We start from the raw sequence: 18,891 nt of genomic DNA on the forward strand, positions 1-18,891 counted from the left end.
GCTGTTGTGTGATTTTAATTTGAGATGATATTGGAATCACAGCGCCTTCCTCACCCGCTTCAACACCAGCAAATTCTGCGCGTTCTTAGCATAGCCACTGATATTATTCTGATACAGGTTCACCAGCTTATCGTAGTACAATACCACCACCGGCGATTGGCTCATTACCAGGTTATCCATTTTGCGGTAAAGGGCATAGCGTGCCGAATCATTATTTACACGATAGGTCTGCTCAAAAAGCCTATCGAACTGTTTATTGTTAAACCCGGTATAGTTGGGTCCAAAGGGTATCTTGTTTTTGGAATAGAAGACAGATAAGTAATTCTCCCCGTCGGGGTAATCAGCTATCCATGATCCGCGAAAAAAGTTAACCCCGTTCTTGGCAATCAATTCGCGCAGACTGGCACCCTGGGTAACTTCAACACGGGTTTTGATGTTAACGCGCTCCAATTCGCCTTGTATGTATTCAATTAAATCGCGATAGGTGGTGGTGGTATTCAGTACAATTTCAGGTAAGCCACGTCCGTTGGGGAAGCCGGCCTCGGCAAGCAGGCGGCGCGCTTTCTCCGGGTTGTAACTATAACCCCGCACTTGCCTGTCATCAAAACCCGGCATACCCTGCGGAATAAACCCGGCATAACCCGGTGTGCCGATGCTGTTGCGCAGGTATTTGATCATCTTTTGCTTGTCGATAGCGTAATTAATAGCCTGGCGTATCTTCAATTGTCTTAAGGGGGAGTGTTTTACAATGCCGATATTGGTATCAATCAGTATACCTAAATACTCAGTATTCAGGTACGGCCTGATGTTCATGATAAACTTACCCCGGTACTTGCTGGTTAGCTTGCCCGATTTGGTAAGGATATCATCGCGATAGCTGCCATCAATCCCGTTAAAAAAATCCAGATCGCCTTTAATAAATTCCATAAAGGCGGTTTGTTTATCGCTTATAAAGCCTGCCTTTATCGCATCCAGGTAAGGCAGCGGGCGGCCTGCGCTGTCCTTTTCCCAATAACGTTCATTTTTTAGCAGTACCATTACTTCGCGCTCTTTCCAGTATTTGAATTTAAAGGGGCCGGTACCTATGGGGTGGCTGCGAAAATCTTTACCATAATGCTCTACCACTTCGCGAGGTACTACCGAACAGTATTGCGCGGTCAGCAGGCTTAGCAGCGGCGGGAAGGGCTGCTTTAATTTGATGATGAATGTGCTGTCGTTTTGGGCGATGAATGCGTTTTTATCCTTTACCTTATCACTGAATATCCACGAACCGGATGAGGCCACCTTTGAGTTGATCAAACGGCCGAAGCTGTAAGCAAAATCAGCGGCTATGCACTTACGCCCCTTGCCGGCGGGAAACAGTGGGTCGTCATGAAAATAAACATCATCACGTAAGTAAAAAGTGTATTGTAGGCCATCGGCACTAATGCTCCAGCTTTTGGCAATGCACGGCATGCTTTTAAGGCTATCATTTATCTGCACCAGGCCGTTGTACAACTGGTTATCCATCCATAAGGCGTTCTGGTTACGGGCAAAGGCCGGGTCGAGCGAGGTAAGGCCATCCTCAAGGTTGATGTTGAAAACGGTGCGCTTATCATGCGCTTTTTTACCGGCGCAACCGGCGATAAAAAGCATCAGCGCAAAGCAGGCCAGGGCTTTAAAAGTTCCGGCTAAGCTTATGATATAATATTTAATATTGCGCCGCATATTAATAATACATTGATTAAACCTTTAATATAAGTTATAATCCAAAACAAAAAGCGACAAATTAGATGCCGCTAATAAAAAGCGTCAACTTTTTAACAAAACTGATGTTATACACAACAAATAATAATTATGTCATGAAAAAGCTATTTCAATACACCTTAGCCATTTTAGCCCTAACCGTTGTTATTTCGGCATGCTCAAGCACCCGCAGCACTACCTCATCACACGTTCCGCGCGACAGGTTTGTAAATACCTGGGTGTGTAACACTGTTACCTATGAGGGTGGTTTATTACCTAACGCCGTACAATCCGCATTTGACCAGGCTCCGCCAAGCGCCTTTGTAGGCAGCGTATGGAAGCTTACCAATAGCGGTAACGGTATGTATACCTTGAGCAATGGTACATCGCAGTCAATTTTCTGGTCGGTTTATGAAGGCCCTAACGGAACCCAGTTCCAGTTCAAAAAAATCTACGAAGGCGATAAAGCTAAAAACGTAACAGAAGGTTACCGCCTGGATGTTGGCACAGCTAACAAAGAAACACTGGTGCTAAAAACACCTGTGCCAATTGGTGCGCAAACCGGCTATGTGGTTTACTCATTCAGCAAACAGAAATAATATCGATAAGATGATATGCAAAAGGCAGGGCCAGCGCCCTGCCTTTTTTTGTACCCCACCTAAGTCCTTCCCAAAGGGGATGATTTGAAGTCATTGTATCTCTGCAAATGAAAGTCCTCCCCTTTGGGGAGGATTAGGTGGGGATTTATATCGCTGGAGTGAATTTCAAACACACCGGCTTATCAACCTGGGTTGATGTCACCATAGCGCCGATCTTGCCTGTAGCAGGGTCAAGTTTAAATACATTGATGGTATTGGTATCCTGGTTGCCCACTAGCAGGAATTTGCCTGTTGGGTCGATAGTGAAATTACGGGGAGCTTTGCCGCGGGTTGAGGTGCGGTCAATAAATGTAAGCATGCCGTTTTGTGGGTTGATGGCATAGGTCACAATCTCATTTGCGTCGCCACGGTTAGAGGCGTATACAAATCTGCCATCAGGCGATACATGAATATCAGCCGCGCCAACCGCGCCCTTGAACCCATCAGCCAGCATGGTCACGGATTGTATTTGTTTAGGTTTGCCGCCGTTAAATTCAAAAGCGGTAACCTGCCCGGTAATTTCCTGTACCAGGTACATGTACTTTTTGTCGGGCGTAAAATCAAGGTGACGCGGGCCGCTGCCGGGTGCTACATTTATAAAGTCAACCGGTGCGGGGGTTAGGGGCTTTGAATCGCCGCTATCATATTTTTTTATGTTAATCTTATCAGTACCGAGGTCAGTCATCAACAGGTACTTTTCATCGGGTGATAAAAAAGCCCCGTGTGCGTGCGGCCCCGCCTGGCGTTGTTTGTTTACACTGCCGCCGTTATCCTGTATAACCTGTGCTGCAGGTTTTAGCGAGCCATCTTCGTTTATCGGTAATGCCGCGAATGATCCGCTGCCGTAATTAGCTACGAACACGTACTTCCTGTCTTTATCGACCGAAATATAACAAGGTGATGAGCCCGCGCTTTTTTGTTTATTGATAAAAGTTAAAGCCCCGCCCTTCGGGTCAAAACTGTAAGCATAAACATCGCCATTGTCAGTTTCGCTAACGGCGTACACAAACTTGTTTGTTTTATCTACGCAAAGGTAGGATGGGTTAGGTACGTCATCGCTCTGGCTCAGGTAAGCCAAACGGCCTGTCTCGGCGTAGAAGCGATATACCGATATCCCTTTGCTATTTTCGGTGCTGTATGCGCCTACAATCAAATCAAATGTTTTGGGCCCTTTTTTCTTGCTTTGTGCGTTCATCATAATAGGAGAGAGCAAGGCCAGTGCCAATAATAATTTCTTCATAACAATATTGGTGTTTACAATGCAAGGTATGTAAAAAACAAAAAAGCCCCTAAAAAGGGGCTCGTTTTATAATAAATGTTTTAACTGTATCAGTTCTTTCTCTTCAAGATACCGCCAGCGGCCGCGGGGCAAATCCTTTTTAGTAAGGCCGGCGTAAACCACCCTGTCCAGTTTTACCACCTCGTAACCTAACGACTCGAATATACGGCGTACAATGCGGTTTTTGCCGCTATGTATCTGGATGCCGATCTCACGTTTGCTGCCACCTTGTACGTATGATACAGAATCAGGTTTAATAAAACCATCCTCCAGCTCAACGCCAAATTCTATTTTGTTGAAGTCGCCCTGGGTTAGGCTTTTGCTTAATTCAACCTGGTAGAGTTTTACCACGTTGCTACGCGGGTGCGAAAGCTTGTCGGCCAGGTCGCCATCATTGGTCATCAGCAATAAGCCGGTTGTATTGCGGTCCAAACGGCCAACCGGGTAAATGCGCTCCTTGCTGGCTTTTTCAACCAGGTGCATTACCGTACGGCGTTCCTGCGGATCATCAGTTGTAGTAATATAATCTTTCGGTTTGTTCAGCAGCACATAAACCATTTTTTCACGCTTCAGCGTTTCGCCGTTGTAGCGTACCACATCCTTGGTAGGGTCAACCTTAAAGCCTAACTCTGATATTACTTCGCCGTTAACTGAAACCACACCGGCTTCAATCAGCTCATCAGCCTTACGGCGCGAGCATATACCGGCATTCGCTATGTAACGGTTCAGCCTGATCAGGCCGTCATTTTCTTTCTCTTTTTTAGGCTCGCTTGGATTTTTACGGCCACGCATATTTCTAACCGGGGCATCACTGCCGTCGTGGTTGTCACGGTTGCGGGTACGGCGGTCATCTCTTTCGTAAGGCTTGTCCCTAAAATCTGAGGTTTCACGTTTTTTATAACCACCTTCGCTCCGGCCGCGGGTGCCTCTTTCGCCACCATAGCTTCTTTTTGGCTTGTCGCCATCAGTAGGGCGGCCGCTGTATGGTTTTGAGCGAGAAGATGATGAGTACGGTTTTTTGTCGCCATATTCATTATCCTCGGTATTGCGTTTTGGCCTGTCGGCTGATTCCGAACGGCTTGAAAACGGCCTGTCGCCACGAGAGGCAAACGGCTTATCGCCTCGGGACGAAAACGGTTTACGCTCGCCAGATGAGAACGATTTTCGTTCACCTGTTTTGTCTTTGTCAAACTTTTTTAAGGGATTGTAGTTATCACCCTGGCCACTTTTTGCGGAGAATTTACCGCGGGTGCCTTGTGATGGTCTTTTTGAGTCATCACCTTTTGAGAACTTTTTAGGTGATCTGCTGGACTTGTCGTCGCGACTGTTCCCTGGTCTTTTAAATACCATAATTTTTTGTTTTACGCTTCTCAGCGGAGGAACAAAGTTAGGTTTTTTGTACGGATTTTACAAGTTTTTGTTTGGGCGCAAAAACGGTGTTTAACAGTGTTTTAAGATGGTTTTTGAACCGGTTAAAAAACGCTCAAAACACTAAGTAAAATGTAAGTATTTGAAAATGTGAATTATATAACGTACTTTTGCCCCAAGTTTTACATATTGTACACTAAATGGTAGAAAAAGGAATGACAAAAAAACACTTAATTACGTGCTCCGTAATGTTGGTGGTAATAATCATTTCGGCTTTTGATCTTTCTAATGCAACAGTAGTTAAACGGCCAAGTGTTGCGCATAATGCAACCCGGTTCGCGCTTATTGAACCGCCTGAAGAGGAAGCTGCCGGGTTTAGTTTTGCTGAGGAGGTTTTGCCTGTTAACAGTAAACGGGTAAGCCGCAAAATTAATTACTCGCTGTGGATGCATTCGTACACAAAAGTTCAGTCGAACATTCTGCATATCAAGGCAGAAAAATTATTTCCGGTAATTGTACCAATACTTGAAAAATATGGTATTCCCGAAGACTTTAAGTACCTGCCTCTTGTTGAATCAGGCCTGAAAGAGGGCACATCGCGCAAGGGAGCTCGCGGCTCGTGGCAATTTATGCCAGGTACGGCGCGTAGTTACGGCTTAAAAGTCAACAAAAAGAAAGATGAGCGCCTTAACTTGCGCAAATCAACTATCGCCGCTTGTAAGTACCTTAATGATTTGTATGACGAGTTTGGCAGCTGGACGTTAGCTGCAGCCGCATACAACAATGGGTCTATCAAGCTGGAAAAGGCTATGCACAGGCAAAATGAAGATAATTACTTCCGCATGCGCCTGAACCGCGAAACCGGCATGTATGTTTACAAGCTGGTAGCCATGAAAGAGGTTATTGAAAACCCTGAAAAATATGGCTATAAAGAGTTTTACGCCCAGGTTTATAACCAAACCAACCTAATGGCGTTCAATTAATTATTACCATTTTTACGGAGCACAATTTTAGCCCGCCTTAAGTTTAAGGCGGGCTTTTTTTATTGCCAATCAAAAACGTTCTTCCAATATTTCTTTTCCGGCCGCTACACCGGCCATGGTGCCGCTGGCAATAGCGGCAGATACCGCCCGCATGGGTGATGCCGCATCGCCGCAGGCAAACACACCCGGGATGCTGGTTTTCTGTATCATGTCTGTTTTTATGTGGCCATTTTCTGTAAACTCGCAGCCCAGTTGCGCTGGTGCGTCTGTATGTTGAAAAAAAGGTAAACGCGCATACATTGCGCTGAGCATTATGCTGTTGCCACCCTGCAGGTTTACTTTTTTAAGATAACCATTGTCATGCTCAATGCTGGTTACTGGCGCGTTAATAATATTGATGCCGTTGCGTGAGATGGCTGCTTGTTGTTCTGGTGTAAAGGTGGGTTTACCGTTGGTAAATACGGTCAGATCTTTTGTCCAGTTGAAGATAAGTTTAGCCAGATCGTACCCCATATCGCCATTGGCGAAAATGCCGGTAGGTTCATCGCGATATTCATAACCGTGGCAGTAGGGGCAGTGGATGATAGATATGCCCCAACACTCCGCAAAGCCATCTATGTCAGGGAAGATATCCTTAATGCCCGCGGCTATGATGATTTTTTTGGCCGAATATTTTTTGTCATCAGCCGTGCTTACTTCAAAATTATTCGAAGCTCCGGTAACTTCAGTTACTGTTCCGTTAATGTACTGCACATTGGGATAAGCTAGTACATCTTTTTTGGCGGCGGCCAGCATATCGGCAGGTTTCCAGCCATCATGCATAACCAGGTTATGCGAATGCGGTGTTTGGCGGTTGCATGGCTTGCCGCTGTCAATTATTAATGTTTTATATAGAGATCGCCCCAGGGCCAGTCCGGCTGATAAACCGGCGTTGCTGCCACCAATAATAATGACATCGTATGTTGTTTTTGCTTCCATGTTGAATAATAATTATTGCAACAAAGATGCATTTAAAAAATTATTGTTGATGATGTCCTTTGTCATCAAGACATCAAAAACAAAGAAACGCCGCTCAACTTGAGCAGCGTTTCTATTATAAAAAGCTTTATGCTTTCGGCTTTCAGCTTTAAGCTAAATTAAGCTTTCGCTTGTTGCTTGCGAATGATGTTTAACGCGCCACCTGCTTTAAACCACTCAATTTGCTGAGCGTTGTAGGTGTGGTTAACAGCAAAGCTATCCTGCGTGCCATCAGTATGGTGCAATACAACGGTAAGCTGCTTGCCCGGTGCAAACTCGGTTAAGCCATTGATGTCGATCTTGTCGTCTTCCTGAATTTTTTCGTAATCAGCAGGGTCGGCAAAGGTGATGGCCAGCATACCTTGTTTTTTAAGGTTGGTTTCGTGTATACGGGCAAATGATTTTACCAGTATGGCACGTACGCCCAGGTGGCGTGGCTCCATGGCCGCGTGCTCACGTGATGAACCTTCACCATAATTTTCGTCGCCTACAACTACAGTACCGATGCCGTGCGCTTTGTAATCGCGCTGGGTAGCAGGTACCGGGCCATATTCGCCGGTTATAGCATTTTTAACACTATCAGCACTATTGTTAAAATAGTTGATAGCGCCAATCAGCATGTTGTTTGATATATTATCCAGGTGGCCACGGAATTTTAACCATGGGCCAGCCATCGAAATATGGTCGGTGGTACATTTACCTTTTGCTTTGATCAGCAGTTTCAAACCTTTAAGGTCCGAGCCTTCCCACGGCGCAAACGGATCAAGCAGTTGTAAACGTGCTGATGTCGGACTAACAATTACCTCAACACCACTGCCATCTTCGGCCGGCGCCTGGTAGCCTGCATCTTCAACAGCAAAACCTTGTGCCGGTAGTTCGATGCCTTGCGGCTCGTCAAACTTGACAGCCTCGCCGTTCTCGTTAACTAATGAGTCGGTAAGCGGGTTAAAGGTCAAATCGCCGGCAATGGCAAATGCGGTAACGATTTCAGGAGAGGCTACGAACGCGTGTGTGTTCGGGTTGCCGTCCTGGCGTTTAGCAAAGTTACGGTTGAAGGATGTGATAATGGAGTTACGGCGTGTAGGATCATCAGTATGACGTGCCCATTGGCCGATACACGGACCGCAAGCGTTAGCCAATACCACACCGCCCATTTGAGCAAAGGTATCCAGGTAACCATCACGGTCAACCGTGTAGCGTACCTGCTCTGAACCCGGGGTGATGGTAAACTCAGCCTTGGTTTTCAGTTTTTTATCAATAGCCTGCTGGGCGATAGAAGCCGAACGGGTAATATCCTCGTAAGATGAGTTGGTACATGAACCGATCAAGCCCACCTCTAAAGTAGTAGGCCAGTTGTTCTCTTTAACCGCGGTAGCGAATTTTGAGATAGGCCATGCCAGATCCGGAGTGAAAGGGCCGTTAACGTGTGGCTCCAACTCGCTCAGGTTAATTTCGATCACCTGGTCAAAGTATTGCTCAGGGTTAGCGTAAACTTCCTCGTCGCCGGTTAAATGCTCGGCAATCGCGTCGGCAAGCGCGGCGATATCTTCACGCTTGGTGCCTTTCAGGTAAGCGGCAGCTTTTTCGTCGTAACCAAAGATAGAGGTAGTAGCGCCAATCTCGGCACCCATATTACAGATTGTACCTTTACCGGTGGCTGATAGTGAACGTGCACCTTCGCCAAAGTATTCAACAATAGCGCCTGTACCACCCTTTACAGTAAGTATACCGGCAACTTTTAAAATCACGTCCTTAGCTGAAGCCCAGCCTGATAGCTTGCCCGTTAATTTAACACCGATCAGTTTAGGGAATTTTAGCTCCCATGGCAAACCGGCCATTACGTCGCAGGCATCAGCGCCGCCAACACCAATAGCGATCATGCCTAAGCCGCCCGCGTTGGGTGTGTGTGAGTCGGTACCGATCATCATACCACCCGGGAAAGCATAGTTTTCTAACACTACCTGGTGAATAATACCTGCACCGGCTTTCCAGAAACCGATACCATATTTATCAGATACTGAAGCAAGGAAATCGTAAACCTCTTTATTTACATTGTTGGCGGTGTTAAGGTCATCAACAGCGCCAATTTTGGCTTGAATTAAGTGATCGCAGTGTACAGTTGAAGGTACAGCCACTTTTGGGCGACCGGCCTGCATAAACTGTAAAAGCGCCATCTGCGCGGTAGCATCCTGCATGGCCACGCGGTCAGGTGCAAAGTCAACATAATCGGTACCACGGGTGTACGCTGTAGTTGCTTCTCCGCCTGAAAGGTGCGCGTATAAAATTTTCTCGGTTAATGTAAGGGGTTTACCGGTAGCCTTGCGGGCAGCCTCAACGCGGCTTCCGTAACGCTCGTAAACCTTTTTGATCATATCAATATCAAAAGCCATTATTATTTGATCTTAAGGTGAGTAAAATAGCAAGAAATACCCTTGCTGCTTTTAGCGGCGAATTTACAAAATATAAACACTAAAAGCTGTCAGCGGTTTGTACAAATGTTATTTGGATATATTCTAAATAAATAGTAGTTTGTTTTGACAGTCAGGCTGAATGCCGAAGGGTTTAAACAGTGCACGATGCATAAACTTATGTGCCTTGCTGTTGTTAAAATATTAATTTTGATGTTTAATTAAAAGGAAGTTTTATGGCACTGTTCACATCGCGAAAGCAGAAAAAAGATATTAAGGTAAGCTTTAACAACGGCTTGCTATATGTAGAGAGCGATGGCAAAAGCCAGGCATTCCCGCTTGATTTTTACCCTAAATTGCTTAACGCTACCGAGGAAGAACAGGCAGACTGGGAACTTACCGGCAACGGTATACGCTGGAATAAGCTGGATGTTGATATTTTGCTTTAATTTGCAGGCGGATGCTAACCTTTGAGGATTTTTTTAAGAAAAAGAAGATAGACCTTGCCGCGCTGCAGCAGGGCGATCACGCGCTATACGGTGAGTTTAAGGACCATTACGAGGCTATGGGCGAAAAAAGCTTTGACCATACCAAAAAATTCTGGTTCAATAAACTGCGCAGGCAATATCATTTAGCACCCGAGGTTAAGGTCGAAAAAATTCGTGAGGAGAACCAACTTGCCGAGCAAACCGTTGTAGAAACGCTGACCGAGCCGGCCAGGCAGGCGCCAAAAGAAGCGGACGGCATTGCCGATGCCCCGGCGGCTAAACCTAAAGTTGGCTTTACGCCAAAATTCAGGGCGGCAAATGTTCCAAAACCTGCCGAAGATGCGGCGCAACCTAAAGCGGGGCCAGTCGGCGAAGAAAAATCAGCAGAAGAAACTGTACATGCTAAACCCAAAATAGGCTTTACGCCAAAATTCAGAGCAGCCAATCCGCCGAAACCGGTTGAAGAAACGGTTCAGCCTAAAGCAGAAGAAACACCTTTAGTTGAGGATAAACCTGCCGAAGATGTACCGGCAGCAAAACCGAAGATGGGTTTTACACCTAAGTTCCGTGCTGTCAACGCGCCGAAGCCTGTAGATGATGCAGCTCATCCAAAGGTGGAAGAAAAGCCTGCGGTTGAAGATGAATTTGCAGAAGAAAAACCTGCTGTACCAAAGTTGGGTTTTACGCCAACGTTCCGTGCAGCCAACGCGCCGAAACCTGTTGATGATGCAGCTCAGCCAAAGGCAGAAGAAAAGCCTGCGGTTGAAGATGAATTTGCAGAAGAAAAACCTGCTGTACCAAAGTTGGGTTTTACGCCAAAGTTCCGCGCAGCCAATGCGCCGAAGCCTGCTGATGATGTAGTTCAACCAAAAGCAGTGGAGTCGCCTGCTATTGAGGATAAACCGGAAGAAGCAACGCCAGCCGCGAAACCTAAACTCGGCTTTACGCCTAAATTCCGGGCATCCAATGCGCCTAAACCTGCCGATGATACGGCTCAACCTAAAGCTGAATCGGCCGGAGATGATAATGCCGTTGATCATAAAACAGAACAAGAAACACCCGCAGCACCTAAACTTGGTTTTAAGCCACGGTTTCGTGCAGGCGGCCAGCCTCAATCAGACGGCGATAAAACGGCTGACAGCGAGTAATTTGTTGCTTGTTTAAACACGTAAAACCCGCCATTTAAGGCGCTTTCGCCCTGTACCAGCGATTTTACAAAGCGATAACACTTTTGACATAAATTGCTGTTAACATTGCAACCGAAATGAAAATAGGAATAGTTTGTTATCCAACCTTTGGCGGTAGCGGGGTTGTTGCTACAGAGTTAGGTAAAGCACTTGCCGAGCGTGGCCACCAGGTGCATTTTATTACCTATAACCAGCCGGTACGCCTCGACCTGTTCTCCGAGAACTTGTTTTACCACGAGGTATCGGTATCAAACTATCCTTTATTTGAATTTCAGCCTTATGAGCTCGCCCTGGCCAGCCGCCTTGTTGATGTGGTGCGTTTTGAAAAACTTGATATTTTGCATGTGCATTATGCCATACCCCATGCCTCGGCCGCGTTTATGGCCAAGCAAATACTGGCCACTTATGGCATCAGCATACCGGTGGTTACTACCCTGCATGGCACTGATATTACCCTGGTGGGTAAGGACAGGACATTTAAACCGGTAGTTACGTTCTCCATCAATAAATCTGACGGGGTAACGTCCGTATCCGAATCGCTGAGAAAAGACACTTACGACTTTTTTGAGATAGAGAACGAGATTAAGGTGATCCCTAACTTTATTGATCTTAACCGTTTCAGCTTTAAAGCGAAAGATCATTTCCGCAAGGCCATTGCGCCGAACGGCGAAAAGATATTGGTACATACCTCCAACTTTCGTAAGGTAAAGCGTACTGAAGACGTGGTTCGTATTTTTGCCGAAGTGGTAAAAAAGGTGCCTGCCAAGTTATTAATGGTAGGGGATGGCGGCGAACGTTCGGGCTGCGAACAGCTGGCGCGGGATTTGGGCGTGGCCGATCAAACCCGGTTTTTAGGTAAGCAGGATGCCATTGAGGAAATCTTGTCTGTAGCTGACTTGTTCCTGATGCCTTCACAGTCCGAAAGCTTTGGCCTGGCAGCACTGGAAGCTATGGCCTGCAAAGTCCCCGTGATCAGCAGTAATACCGGTGGTTTGCCCGAACTGAATGTTGATGGCGAAACCGGATTTTTAAAAGATGTAGGTGATGTTGAAGGTATGGCCGAAGCCTCGGTGTATATTTTAGAGGATGAACAGCGCTTGCAAAACTTTAAAGACAATGCACTTGCCCGCGCTAAAATATTCGACCTCAAAAATATCCTGCCGCAGTATGAAGATTACTACGCTGAGGTAGTAGCGCGTAGTAAAGCTTAATCAAAAAATTAAAAGCACCTTGCAAATTGTGCTAAGTAAGTTAAACTTAGCGTGAAATTTACAAGGTGCTTGCCTATAACTATTGTTTGGCTGCCCAGGCATCCATTTTAGTTTCGAATACGCTGAGTGGCATGGCGCCATCCTTCAATACCTGGTTATGAAATTCGGCCAGGTTAAATTTGCTGCCCAATTGCTTTTCATACCGGGTGCGTAGCTCACGGATTTTAAGTGCGCCGGTTTTGTAGCCTAAGGCCTGTGCCGGTATGCCCATGTAACGTTCAATTTCGGCAGTGGCACCCTGCTCGCTGATGGCTTCGTTATCCATCATGTATTTAATGGCTTGTTCGCGCGTCATGCCTTTGGTGTGTATAGCTACGTCAACCACAAGCCTGATGGCGCGGTGCATTTCATCGCCAAGGGCACCCATGTGCTGGTATGGGTCGGTATATAAACCCAGCTCTTTGCCTAATGATTCGCAATATAATGCCCAACCTTCCACATAAGCATTCTCAAATATCAGGAAACGGCGGAATTTAGGTAGGGCGTTGTTTTCGAACGTAAGCGAGATCTGGTAATGGTGGCCCGGTATGGCTTCATGCAAAAACAGTGATTCCATGCCCGATGTTACGTTGAATGTTTTGGCATCCAGTATAGGCACATAAAATATACCCGGGCGCTTGCCGTCTGCCGACCCCGGGTTGTACTCCGCGCTGGCGGACGCTGCCCTAAAAGCCTCGGTTTGTTTGATTACGAAAGGTATTTTAGGCTCGTGGCTGAACATCTTTTTCAGATTAGGTTTCATGCGTTGATGGATGTTCTCGAACGCGTTGAGCACTTCCTTCGGCGTTTTGTAAGGCATGAATTTTTTGTCATTCCGCATGTAATCAAAAAACGCCTGCATGTTGCCTTTAAAGCCAACCAGTGTTTTAATGCTGTCCATTTGCCCTTTTATACGGGCCACTTCGCTAAGGCCGGTTTGATAGATCTGTTCCGGGGTTCTGTCAGTTGATGTTTGCTGCTTTACCAGGTGGGCGTACTTGGCCGCGCCATCTGTTACCGATGATAAGCCGGAAGTACTGCGGGTATGCGGCAGATAATCGTTTTTCAGATACAGGGCCAGTTTTTTATAAGCAGGCACCGCCACCTCCATAATGGTTTTCTTGTAGTCGGCGGTAAGTTTATCGGCATCGGCCCTGGCAATATTTTTTGGCAGGTTTTTTATTGGCTCGTAAAACAGGCTTTTCTCTGGTGAGGTAACCACAAAACTTTCCATCTGCGGTATCATTTTTATCACCAGTGATTTGGGTAGCACCACTCCTGTTTTAACGCCTTTATTAAAATTGCCAATAGCGGTATCAGCCCAGGCCGAAAAAGCGGTTAATCTTTTAAGCCAGTCGTTATAATCCTTAACCGTTTTAAACGGTTGCGCCGCACCACCCGAGCCAAACTGCCCGATGGTTATGGGCAGCGCGAACATTTGGTTAAAGGGTAAATACTCCAGGTGATGCTTAAAGCCATCCAAAGCGGTTTGCGCCTCGTACACAAAAATATCGTAAGATAATTTGTCGTTGTCGCTTAATTCCTCGCGGTTAAAGGTTTTTACGCTATCGAGGTAGGCCTTGTAAAAGCTTTCTGATTTTTTCAGATAATCTGCGGATAATGTATTGGGCAGCTCGCCATTATAGCGCGGATCGCCGATATAGGTTGCCGTCAGCGGGTCGAGTTTCAGGTAAGCTTCGTAATAGTTATCAAAAAGCTGGTTCAGCTTCTTGTTCTTGTCTGCTGATGACGAGCCGGAGCTTTTTGTGCCTGGTTGATTGCACGCGGCGATAGCGCCTGCAAGGCACAATGCCATTAAAGTTTTTTTCATGGTGTAAAGAGGTTAGCTAAGCACTAAAGCTAACAAAAAAGTAATTACAAAAGCAATGCTTATTCGGCCCTGAATTTAATGCTCAGTTTAACCTTTTTAGGCTGACCACTACTGTCAGCCATCCACTTAGGCCCATCCTTAACCAGAGCAATGGCTTGCTGATCGGTTTCATCGCTCAGGCTTTTGGTGATCTCAAAATCGGTTAATGAGCCATCAGCATTAACCACAAAAGTGAGTTTAACCGTGCCTTTTTTACCATCGGGAGAAACGGCGTTTTCTTTCAGGTATTCATTATAATCATCCCAACCATTTATTGGATGTGCTTCTTTGATCTTATGTTTGCTGCCATAACCTACCACCACAACCTCACTTAAAGCTTTCTGTGAAGGCTCCATAGCGATCATCAATGAATCCTGATTCTTAACTTTTACTTTTTTGCTCTCGTAGCCGAGATAGCCAAAGTTCAGGGTTGACTTTTCAGGAACAGTCAGTGAGAAGTTTCCATTCGCATCTGTTTGAGTGGCAATATCTTTGTCTCTTACGGTTACCGCTACGCCAGGTATTGGCTGTTTAAGTTCGTCGGTTACTTTACCGGTAATGGTTTTCTGTTTTAAATCGTTTGATTTTATTGTCGTTACTGAGGCACTTGTATAACTTCTTTTTGCTTGTGGATAGTAACTTGTAACAATTACTTCCTCGAGCGAGGCGCCTTTTCTGGTAGCTGTATCTGTTATTGCCGCATTAGGCTCAGGTGCAGGTTCTGCAACCGTGCTGCTCGCTCTTTGGCGTAGGGGCTTCGCTTTCCTGGCGGCCGCGATGTAAGGCGATTTAGATTCTTTAGGTTTTTCCGCTAAGTTTTGCAGCGCGCTATCCGGTTTTTTGGGAGTATTGGTAACTACCATCTCCGGCGACTTTACAATCTCAACCTGTTTAGCTAATGCTTTGTCGTTAATTTTAGGCTTGTCATTATACAGCCATAAGCCAATCGCGCCCAATAAAACAATAACAGAAGCGGCCGCGCTTAACCGCCATACCAGCATACTCCGTACCTTGCCTTTGTCGGTGCGTTGTTGCAAGCGCCCGGCAATATCATTAAGGTTGGCTTGCTGGTTAGCACCCGCTTTGCTATAACCTTCCAACGCATCCATCAGGAAGGGGTCGTTCTGTGCCTCGCACTCCAGTTGGTGCATGGCGCGGGCATCAAGCTCCCCGTTCAGGTACTTTTGAATTTGCTTCGTTATGTCGGCAGGCTTACTCACGGTTCTTTTCTATGCAAATTTTAAGGTTACGCTTTCCGTTTTGTATGTGGCTTTTTACTTCGTTCAGGCTAATGCCGGTATGGTCCGCGATTTCCTTGTAGCACTTTTGCTGCAGGTAAAACAGGTCAACACTTTGCCGCTGCCCGCCCGGTAGCTTATCCATACATTTCTCTAAAACGGCCATGTACTCCTCATTGTATTTTGTATCAGGATGCACATCAGCGGCAAATTCCATAACGTTATCATCAATAGTGGTTGTGGGCATCTTTCTATCACTGCGCAACTGCATCAGGCAATAATTACGGGCCAGTACATACAGCCATCCGCGAAATTGTTTAACCTCGTGCGCTTTGGCTTTGTTCACCAGTTCCTCAAAAATGCCCATTACGGCATCTTTGGCGTCATCCTCCCCCTCCAGATATTTTAAGCATACACCATACACCAGCTGAACATATTTTTCATACAAACGCCCCAGCACCTGCAGATCGCCATCTTTTCGATAGCGCTCAAGCAAAATCTCATCATCTGCTTCATCGGGAAGTATCGTTCGGCTAAAGAGGTTCATTTATGGTGCTGCAAAATAATTTTTTTAAATGGCTTATGGAAATGTGTATTCAGCTGCATCCTGCTGGTATAAAAACCAACAAATCATGAAACATATCTTATTTATCGCACTAATGTTTGCCGGCCTTTCAGGTTACAGCCAGGCGAACAAAACCCGCACCATAAGCGGAACCGTAAAGGATGATACGTCTGCATTACCCGGTGTGAGTGTAACTGTAGAGGGCACGCGGATAAGAACGCAAACAAATGCTCAGGGACATTATACTATTAATTTGGCCGATACGGCGAAAAGCCTCGTATTCTCATTTGTTGGTTACAAGCAGCAAATAATTAGAGTTAGGAAACAGATCATAATAAATGTAAGAATGGAAGCTGATTCACGCACTTTAAATGAAGTAGTGATTGTGGCTTCCGGTGTGCGGCAAGTGCGATCAGTAGCGTCAGCCTCGGTGAGTGTTATAGGCGCCTCTAAAACTTATTCAACAAATTATGCAATGCCACAGCCGGCTAATACCGAAAGCTACAAGGGCATTACCGAAAATGGTTTTCATGTAGCTTCAAACGATCCGCTTTCTACCTTTTCAGTTGATGTTGACGCGGCATCGTATAGCAATGTGCGCCGCTTCATCAATAGCGGACAATTACCTCCGGCCGACGCGGTGCGGATTGAGGAGATGATCAACTACTTTAACTACAACCTGCCCGGCCCCGCCAATAACGACCCGGTGGCCATACATACCGAACTTACCTCAGCACCGTGGAATACCAAACACCGTTTGCTGCGTATCGGCTTAAAAGCACGTACTATCCCCACTGAAAATCTGCCGGCGTCAAACCTGGTCTTTCTGATCGATGTGTCAGGTTCCATGAGCGCAGAGAATAAGTTGCCGCTGGTAAAGTCATCCATGAAGATGCTGGTTAACCAGTTGCGCGCTAAGGATAAAGTATCTATCGTTGTGTATGCCGGGGCGGCCGGTATTGTGCTGCAACCCACCACGGGCGATAAAAAAACCACCATTAACAACGCTATTGATAACCTGGAAGCTGGCGGCTCAACCGCCGGTGGCGAGGGTATAAAGCTGGCCTACAAGGTAGCGCACGAAAATTTGATGAAGGAGGGTAACAACCGCGTGATACTGGCCACCGATGGTGATTTTAATGTTGGTGCATCCAGCGATGATGATATGGAAAAGCTGATCACCAAACAGCGGGAGGGCGGCGTGTTCCTTTCGGTATTGGGTTACGGCATGGGTAATTATAAGGATAGCAAGATGGAGACCCTGGCCGACAAAGGCAACGGTAATTATGCCTATATCGACAATATTACCGAGGCCCGCAAAACCCTGGTAAGCGAGTTTGGCGGCACCCTGTTTACGGTTGCCAAGGATGTAAAACTACAACTGGAGTTTAACCCCGCCAAAGTGCAGGCTTACCGCCTGATAGGTTATGAAAACCGAATGCTGAACAAAGAAGATTTTAATAACGACAAGAAGGATGCCGGCGATATGGGCAGCGGCCATACCGTTACCGCTTTGTATGAGATTGTACCGGTAGGTGTAAAGGATGATTACTCCGGCTCGGTTGACCCTTTGAAATACCAGAAACCAGCTGCTCCCAAAGGAATGATCAATATCGGCAGCGGCGAAATGCTGACCATTAAGTTCAGGTACAAACAACCTAATTCGGGTAAAAGCGCCTTGAGCCAGGCTGTGGTGAATGATGTTCCTGTGGAGTTTGCCAAAACCAGTATTGATATGAAGTTTGCCAGCGCCGTTGCCGAATTTGGTATGCTGCTGCGCGATTCGCCTTATAAGCAACAGGCCAGCTATGCGCACGCTATAAAAACCGCCCGTGCCGGTAAAGGGAATGATGATGAGGGATACCGTGCCGAGTTTATAAAGCTGGCCGAAAGCGCTCGCCTGTTAGCCAAAGAAGAACAGGTTGCAGACGCTAAATAGCACCTTACCTAAACCTGATAGATCCCCGGACGGAATTAGAATGCTTCGAGGGCGCTCTTTACATCCTGCATCAGCCACATAGGGGTTGATGTAGCCCCGGCGATGCCCACCGTGTCGCCGGGCGCGAAGAGTGCTTTATCCAGTTCCTCAACCGAAGAGATGAAATACGTGTCGGGATTATGCCTTTTGCAAACTTCGAACAGCACCTTGCCGTTTGATGATTTTTTGCCCGATACAAATACCACCTTGTTAAACTTCACCGCAAATTCAGGCAGGTCCTTATCCCGGTTTGATACCTGGCGGCAAATGGTGTCATTGGCTTTAACTTCGTAACCACGGTTAAGCAGTTCCTCTTTAATGGCGTAAAATTTATCGGTGCTTTTAGTGGTTTGGCTGTACAGCGTAAATTTGTCGGGCAGTTGGGCATTGTCCAGCTCGGCAATATCCTGAAATACCAATGCTTCGTTATTGGTTTGCCCTTGCAAACCGATCACTTCGGCATGACCATGTTTACCGAATATCAGTATTTGCTCCTTGTTATCAAATGATGTTTTAATGCGGTTTTGCAGCTTTAACACAACCGGGCATGAGGCATCGATCAGGGTGATATTATTTTCCAGGGCGGTGCGATAAGTTTCAGGAGCCTCGCCATGCGCGCGGATCAGCACCTTCTCGTTATGCAGGTCTTTCAGATCGACATGATCTATAATGCGCAGGCCTTTGGCTTTAAGGCGGGCAACTTCCTCGTCGTTATGCACAATATCGCCGAGGCAATACAGGTAGCCATCCTGCTCCAGTATCTCCTCGGCCATATCAATAGCGAAAACCACCCCGAAGCAAAAACCCGAATCCTGGTCAATGGTCACCTTTAAATTATACTCACCCATGATGATACAAATTTACGCTAAATTATATTATAAATAACGATGCCCGGCT

General features: G+C 46.3%; 15 protein-coding genes. 6 read left to right on the forward strand and 9 right to left on the reverse strand.

The window, feature by feature from the left end:
• Window positions 1-36: 36 nt before the first annotated feature.
• The gene (locus ABD960_RS00165; protein ID WP_345328718.1) at window positions 37-1,707 is read right to left on the reverse strand and encodes an ABC transporter substrate-binding protein; all 1,671 of its coding nucleotides are present in this window, start codon (window positions 1,705-1,707) and stop codon (window positions 37-39) included.
• 134 nt (window positions 1,708-1,841) lie between these two features.
• On the opposite strand from ABD960_RS00165, the gene ABD960_RS00170 reads away from it, so the two are divergent.
• Window positions 1,842-2,324, forward strand: coding sequence for a hypothetical protein (locus ABD960_RS00170; RefSeq protein ID WP_345328720.1), 483 nt, complete (start codon window positions 1,842-1,844; stop codon window positions 2,322-2,324).
• Window positions 2,325-2,469: 145 nt separating this feature from the next.
• On the opposite strand, the gene ABD960_RS00175 is transcribed toward ABD960_RS00170, so the two are convergent.
• Both ABD960_RS00175 and ABD960_RS00180 read right to left on the reverse strand, forming a co-directional pair.
• Complete coding sequence (locus ABD960_RS00175) at window positions 2,470-3,603, reverse strand: lactonase family protein (RefSeq protein ID WP_345328722.1); 1,134 nt, start codon at window positions 3,601-3,603, stop codon at window positions 2,470-2,472.
• A 66-nt stretch (window positions 3,604-3,669) separates the two neighbouring features.
• Window positions 3,670-4,992, reverse strand: coding sequence for a pseudouridine synthase (locus tag ABD960_RS00180; protein WP_345328724.1), 1,323 nt, complete (start codon window positions 4,990-4,992; stop codon window positions 3,670-3,672).
• 233 nt (window positions 4,993-5,225) lie between these two features.
• Between ABD960_RS00180 and ABD960_RS00185 the strand changes: the two genes are divergently transcribed.
• Window positions 5,226-5,993: a lytic transglycosylase domain-containing protein gene (locus ABD960_RS00185; RefSeq protein ID WP_345328726.1), complete on the forward strand. Its 768-nt coding sequence runs from the start codon at window positions 5,226-5,228 to the stop codon at window positions 5,991-5,993.
• Between the two features lie 69 nt (window positions 5,994-6,062).
• Here ABD960_RS00185 and ABD960_RS00190 read toward each other — a convergent pair whose 3' ends face one another.
• Both ABD960_RS00190 and ABD960_RS00195 read right to left on the reverse strand, forming a co-directional pair.
• A complete protein-coding gene (locus tag ABD960_RS00190; protein WP_345328728.1) occupies window positions 6,063-6,971 on the reverse strand; it encodes an NAD(P)/FAD-dependent oxidoreductase in 909 nt (302 codons plus the stop codon).
• Window positions 6,972-7,129: 158 nt separating this feature from the next.
• Window positions 7,130-9,400 carry an aconitate hydratase gene (locus tag ABD960_RS00195; RefSeq protein WP_345328730.1) on the reverse strand — a complete coding sequence of 757 codons (2,271 nt, stop codon included), beginning with the start codon at window positions 9,398-9,400 and terminating at the stop codon, window positions 7,130-7,132.
• Between the two features lie 254 nt (window positions 9,401-9,654).
• On the opposite strand from ABD960_RS00195, the gene ABD960_RS00200 reads away from it, so the two are divergent.
• From ABD960_RS00200 to bshA, 3 genes are all read left to right on the forward strand, one after another.
• The gene (locus ABD960_RS00200; RefSeq protein WP_345328732.1) at window positions 9,655-9,867 is read left to right on the forward strand and encodes a DUF2442 domain-containing protein; all 213 of its coding nucleotides are present in this window, start codon (window positions 9,655-9,657) and stop codon (window positions 9,865-9,867) included.
• 11 nt (window positions 9,868-9,878) lie between these two features.
• A complete protein-coding gene (locus ABD960_RS00205; protein WP_345328734.1) occupies window positions 9,879-11,054 on the forward strand; it encodes a hypothetical protein in 1,176 nt (391 codons plus the stop codon).
• 116 nt (window positions 11,055-11,170) lie between these two features.
• Window positions 11,171-12,304, forward strand: a complete 1,134-nt coding sequence (bshA, locus tag ABD960_RS00210) for an N-acetyl-alpha-D-glucosaminyl L-malate synthase BshA (RefSeq protein ID WP_345328736.1) — start codon at window positions 11,171-11,173, stop codon at window positions 12,302-12,304.
• A gap of 79 nt (window positions 12,305-12,383) precedes the next feature.
• Here the strand turns inward: bshA and ABD960_RS00215 are convergent, their stop codons facing one another.
• The 3 genes from ABD960_RS00215 to ABD960_RS00225 are packed head-to-tail and all read right to left on the reverse strand — an operon-like array spanning window position 12,384 to window position 15,998.
• Window positions 12,384-14,174, reverse strand: coding sequence for a DUF885 domain-containing protein (locus ABD960_RS00215; RefSeq protein ID WP_345328738.1), 1,791 nt, complete (start codon window positions 14,172-14,174; stop codon window positions 12,384-12,386).
• 59 nt (window positions 14,175-14,233) lie between these two features.
• Complete coding sequence (locus ABD960_RS00220; RefSeq protein WP_345328740.1) at window positions 14,234-15,433, reverse strand: TonB family protein; 1,200 nt, start codon at window positions 15,431-15,433, stop codon at window positions 14,234-14,236.
• Entirely contained in the window at window positions 15,426-15,998 is a 573-nt protein-coding gene (locus tag ABD960_RS00225; RefSeq protein WP_345328742.1) for an RNA polymerase sigma factor, read from the reverse strand. The genes ABD960_RS00220 and ABD960_RS00225 overlap by 8 nt, the downstream gene beginning before the upstream one ends.
• An 85-nt stretch (window positions 15,999-16,083) precedes the next feature.
• Here ABD960_RS00225 and ABD960_RS00230 point away from each other — a divergent pair, with 85 nt between their 5' ends.
• Window positions 16,084-17,955 (forward strand): vWA domain-containing protein, encoded by a 1,872-nt coding sequence (locus tag ABD960_RS00230; RefSeq protein WP_345328744.1) that lies wholly within the window; start codon window positions 16,084-16,086, stop codon window positions 17,953-17,955.
• 35 nt (window positions 17,956-17,990) lie between these two features.
• Here ABD960_RS00230 and ABD960_RS00235 read toward each other — a convergent pair whose 3' ends face one another.
• Window positions 17,991-18,842: a 4-hydroxy-3-methylbut-2-enyl diphosphate reductase gene (locus ABD960_RS00235; protein WP_345328746.1), complete on the reverse strand. Its 852-nt coding sequence runs from the start codon at window positions 18,840-18,842 to the stop codon at window positions 17,991-17,993.
• Window positions 18,843-18,891 lie beyond the last annotated feature (49 nt).

This window comes from Mucilaginibacter defluvii (assembly GCF_039543225.1).
In the GTDB taxonomy this organism is placed as follows: domain Bacteria; phylum Bacteroidota; class Bacteroidia; order Sphingobacteriales; family Sphingobacteriaceae; genus Mucilaginibacter; species Mucilaginibacter defluvii.

Coding starts and splice junctions, on each gene's coding strand:
- ABD960_RS00165 (WP_345328718.1), bottom strand. CDS start 1,707: ATGCGGCGCAATATTAAATATTATATCATAAGCTTAGCCGGAACTTTT.
- ABD960_RS00170 (WP_345328720.1), top strand. CDS start 1,842: ATGAAAAAGCTATTTCAATACACCTTAGCCATTTTAGCCCTAACCGTT.
- ABD960_RS00175 (WP_345328722.1), bottom strand. CDS start 3,603: ATGAAGAAATTATTATTGGCACTGGCCTTGCTCTCTCCTATTATGATG.
- ABD960_RS00180 (WP_345328724.1), bottom strand. CDS start 4,992: ATGGTATTTAAAAGACCAGGGAACAGTCGCGACGACAAGTCCAGCAGA.
- ABD960_RS00185 (WP_345328726.1), top strand. CDS start 5,226: ATGACAAAAAAACACTTAATTACGTGCTCCGTAATGTTGGTGGTAATA.
- ABD960_RS00190 (WP_345328728.1), bottom strand. CDS start 6,971: ATGGAAGCAAAAACAACATACGATGTCATTATTATTGGTGGCAGCAAC.
- ABD960_RS00195 (WP_345328730.1), bottom strand. CDS start 9,400: ATGGCTTTTGATATTGATATGATCAAAAAGGTTTACGAGCGTTACGGA.
- ABD960_RS00200 (WP_345328732.1), top strand. CDS start 9,655: ATGGCACTGTTCACATCGCGAAAGCAGAAAAAAGATATTAAGGTAAGC.
- ABD960_RS00205 (WP_345328734.1), top strand. CDS start 9,879: ATGCTAACCTTTGAGGATTTTTTTAAGAAAAAGAAGATAGACCTTGCC.
- bshA (WP_345328736.1), top strand. CDS start 11,171: ATGAAAATAGGAATAGTTTGTTATCCAACCTTTGGCGGTAGCGGGGTT.
- ABD960_RS00215 (WP_345328738.1), bottom strand. CDS start 14,174: ATGAAAAAAACTTTAATGGCATTGTGCCTTGCAGGCGCTATCGCCGCG.
- ABD960_RS00225 (WP_345328742.1), bottom strand. CDS start 15,998: ATGAACCTCTTTAGCCGAACGATACTTCCCGATGAAGCAGATGATGAG.
- ABD960_RS00230 (WP_345328744.1), top strand. CDS start 16,084: ATGAAACATATCTTATTTATCGCACTAATGTTTGCCGGCCTTTCAGGT.
- ABD960_RS00235 (WP_345328746.1), bottom strand. CDS start 18,842: ATGGGTGAGTATAATTTAAAGGTGACCATTGACCAGGATTCGGGTTTT.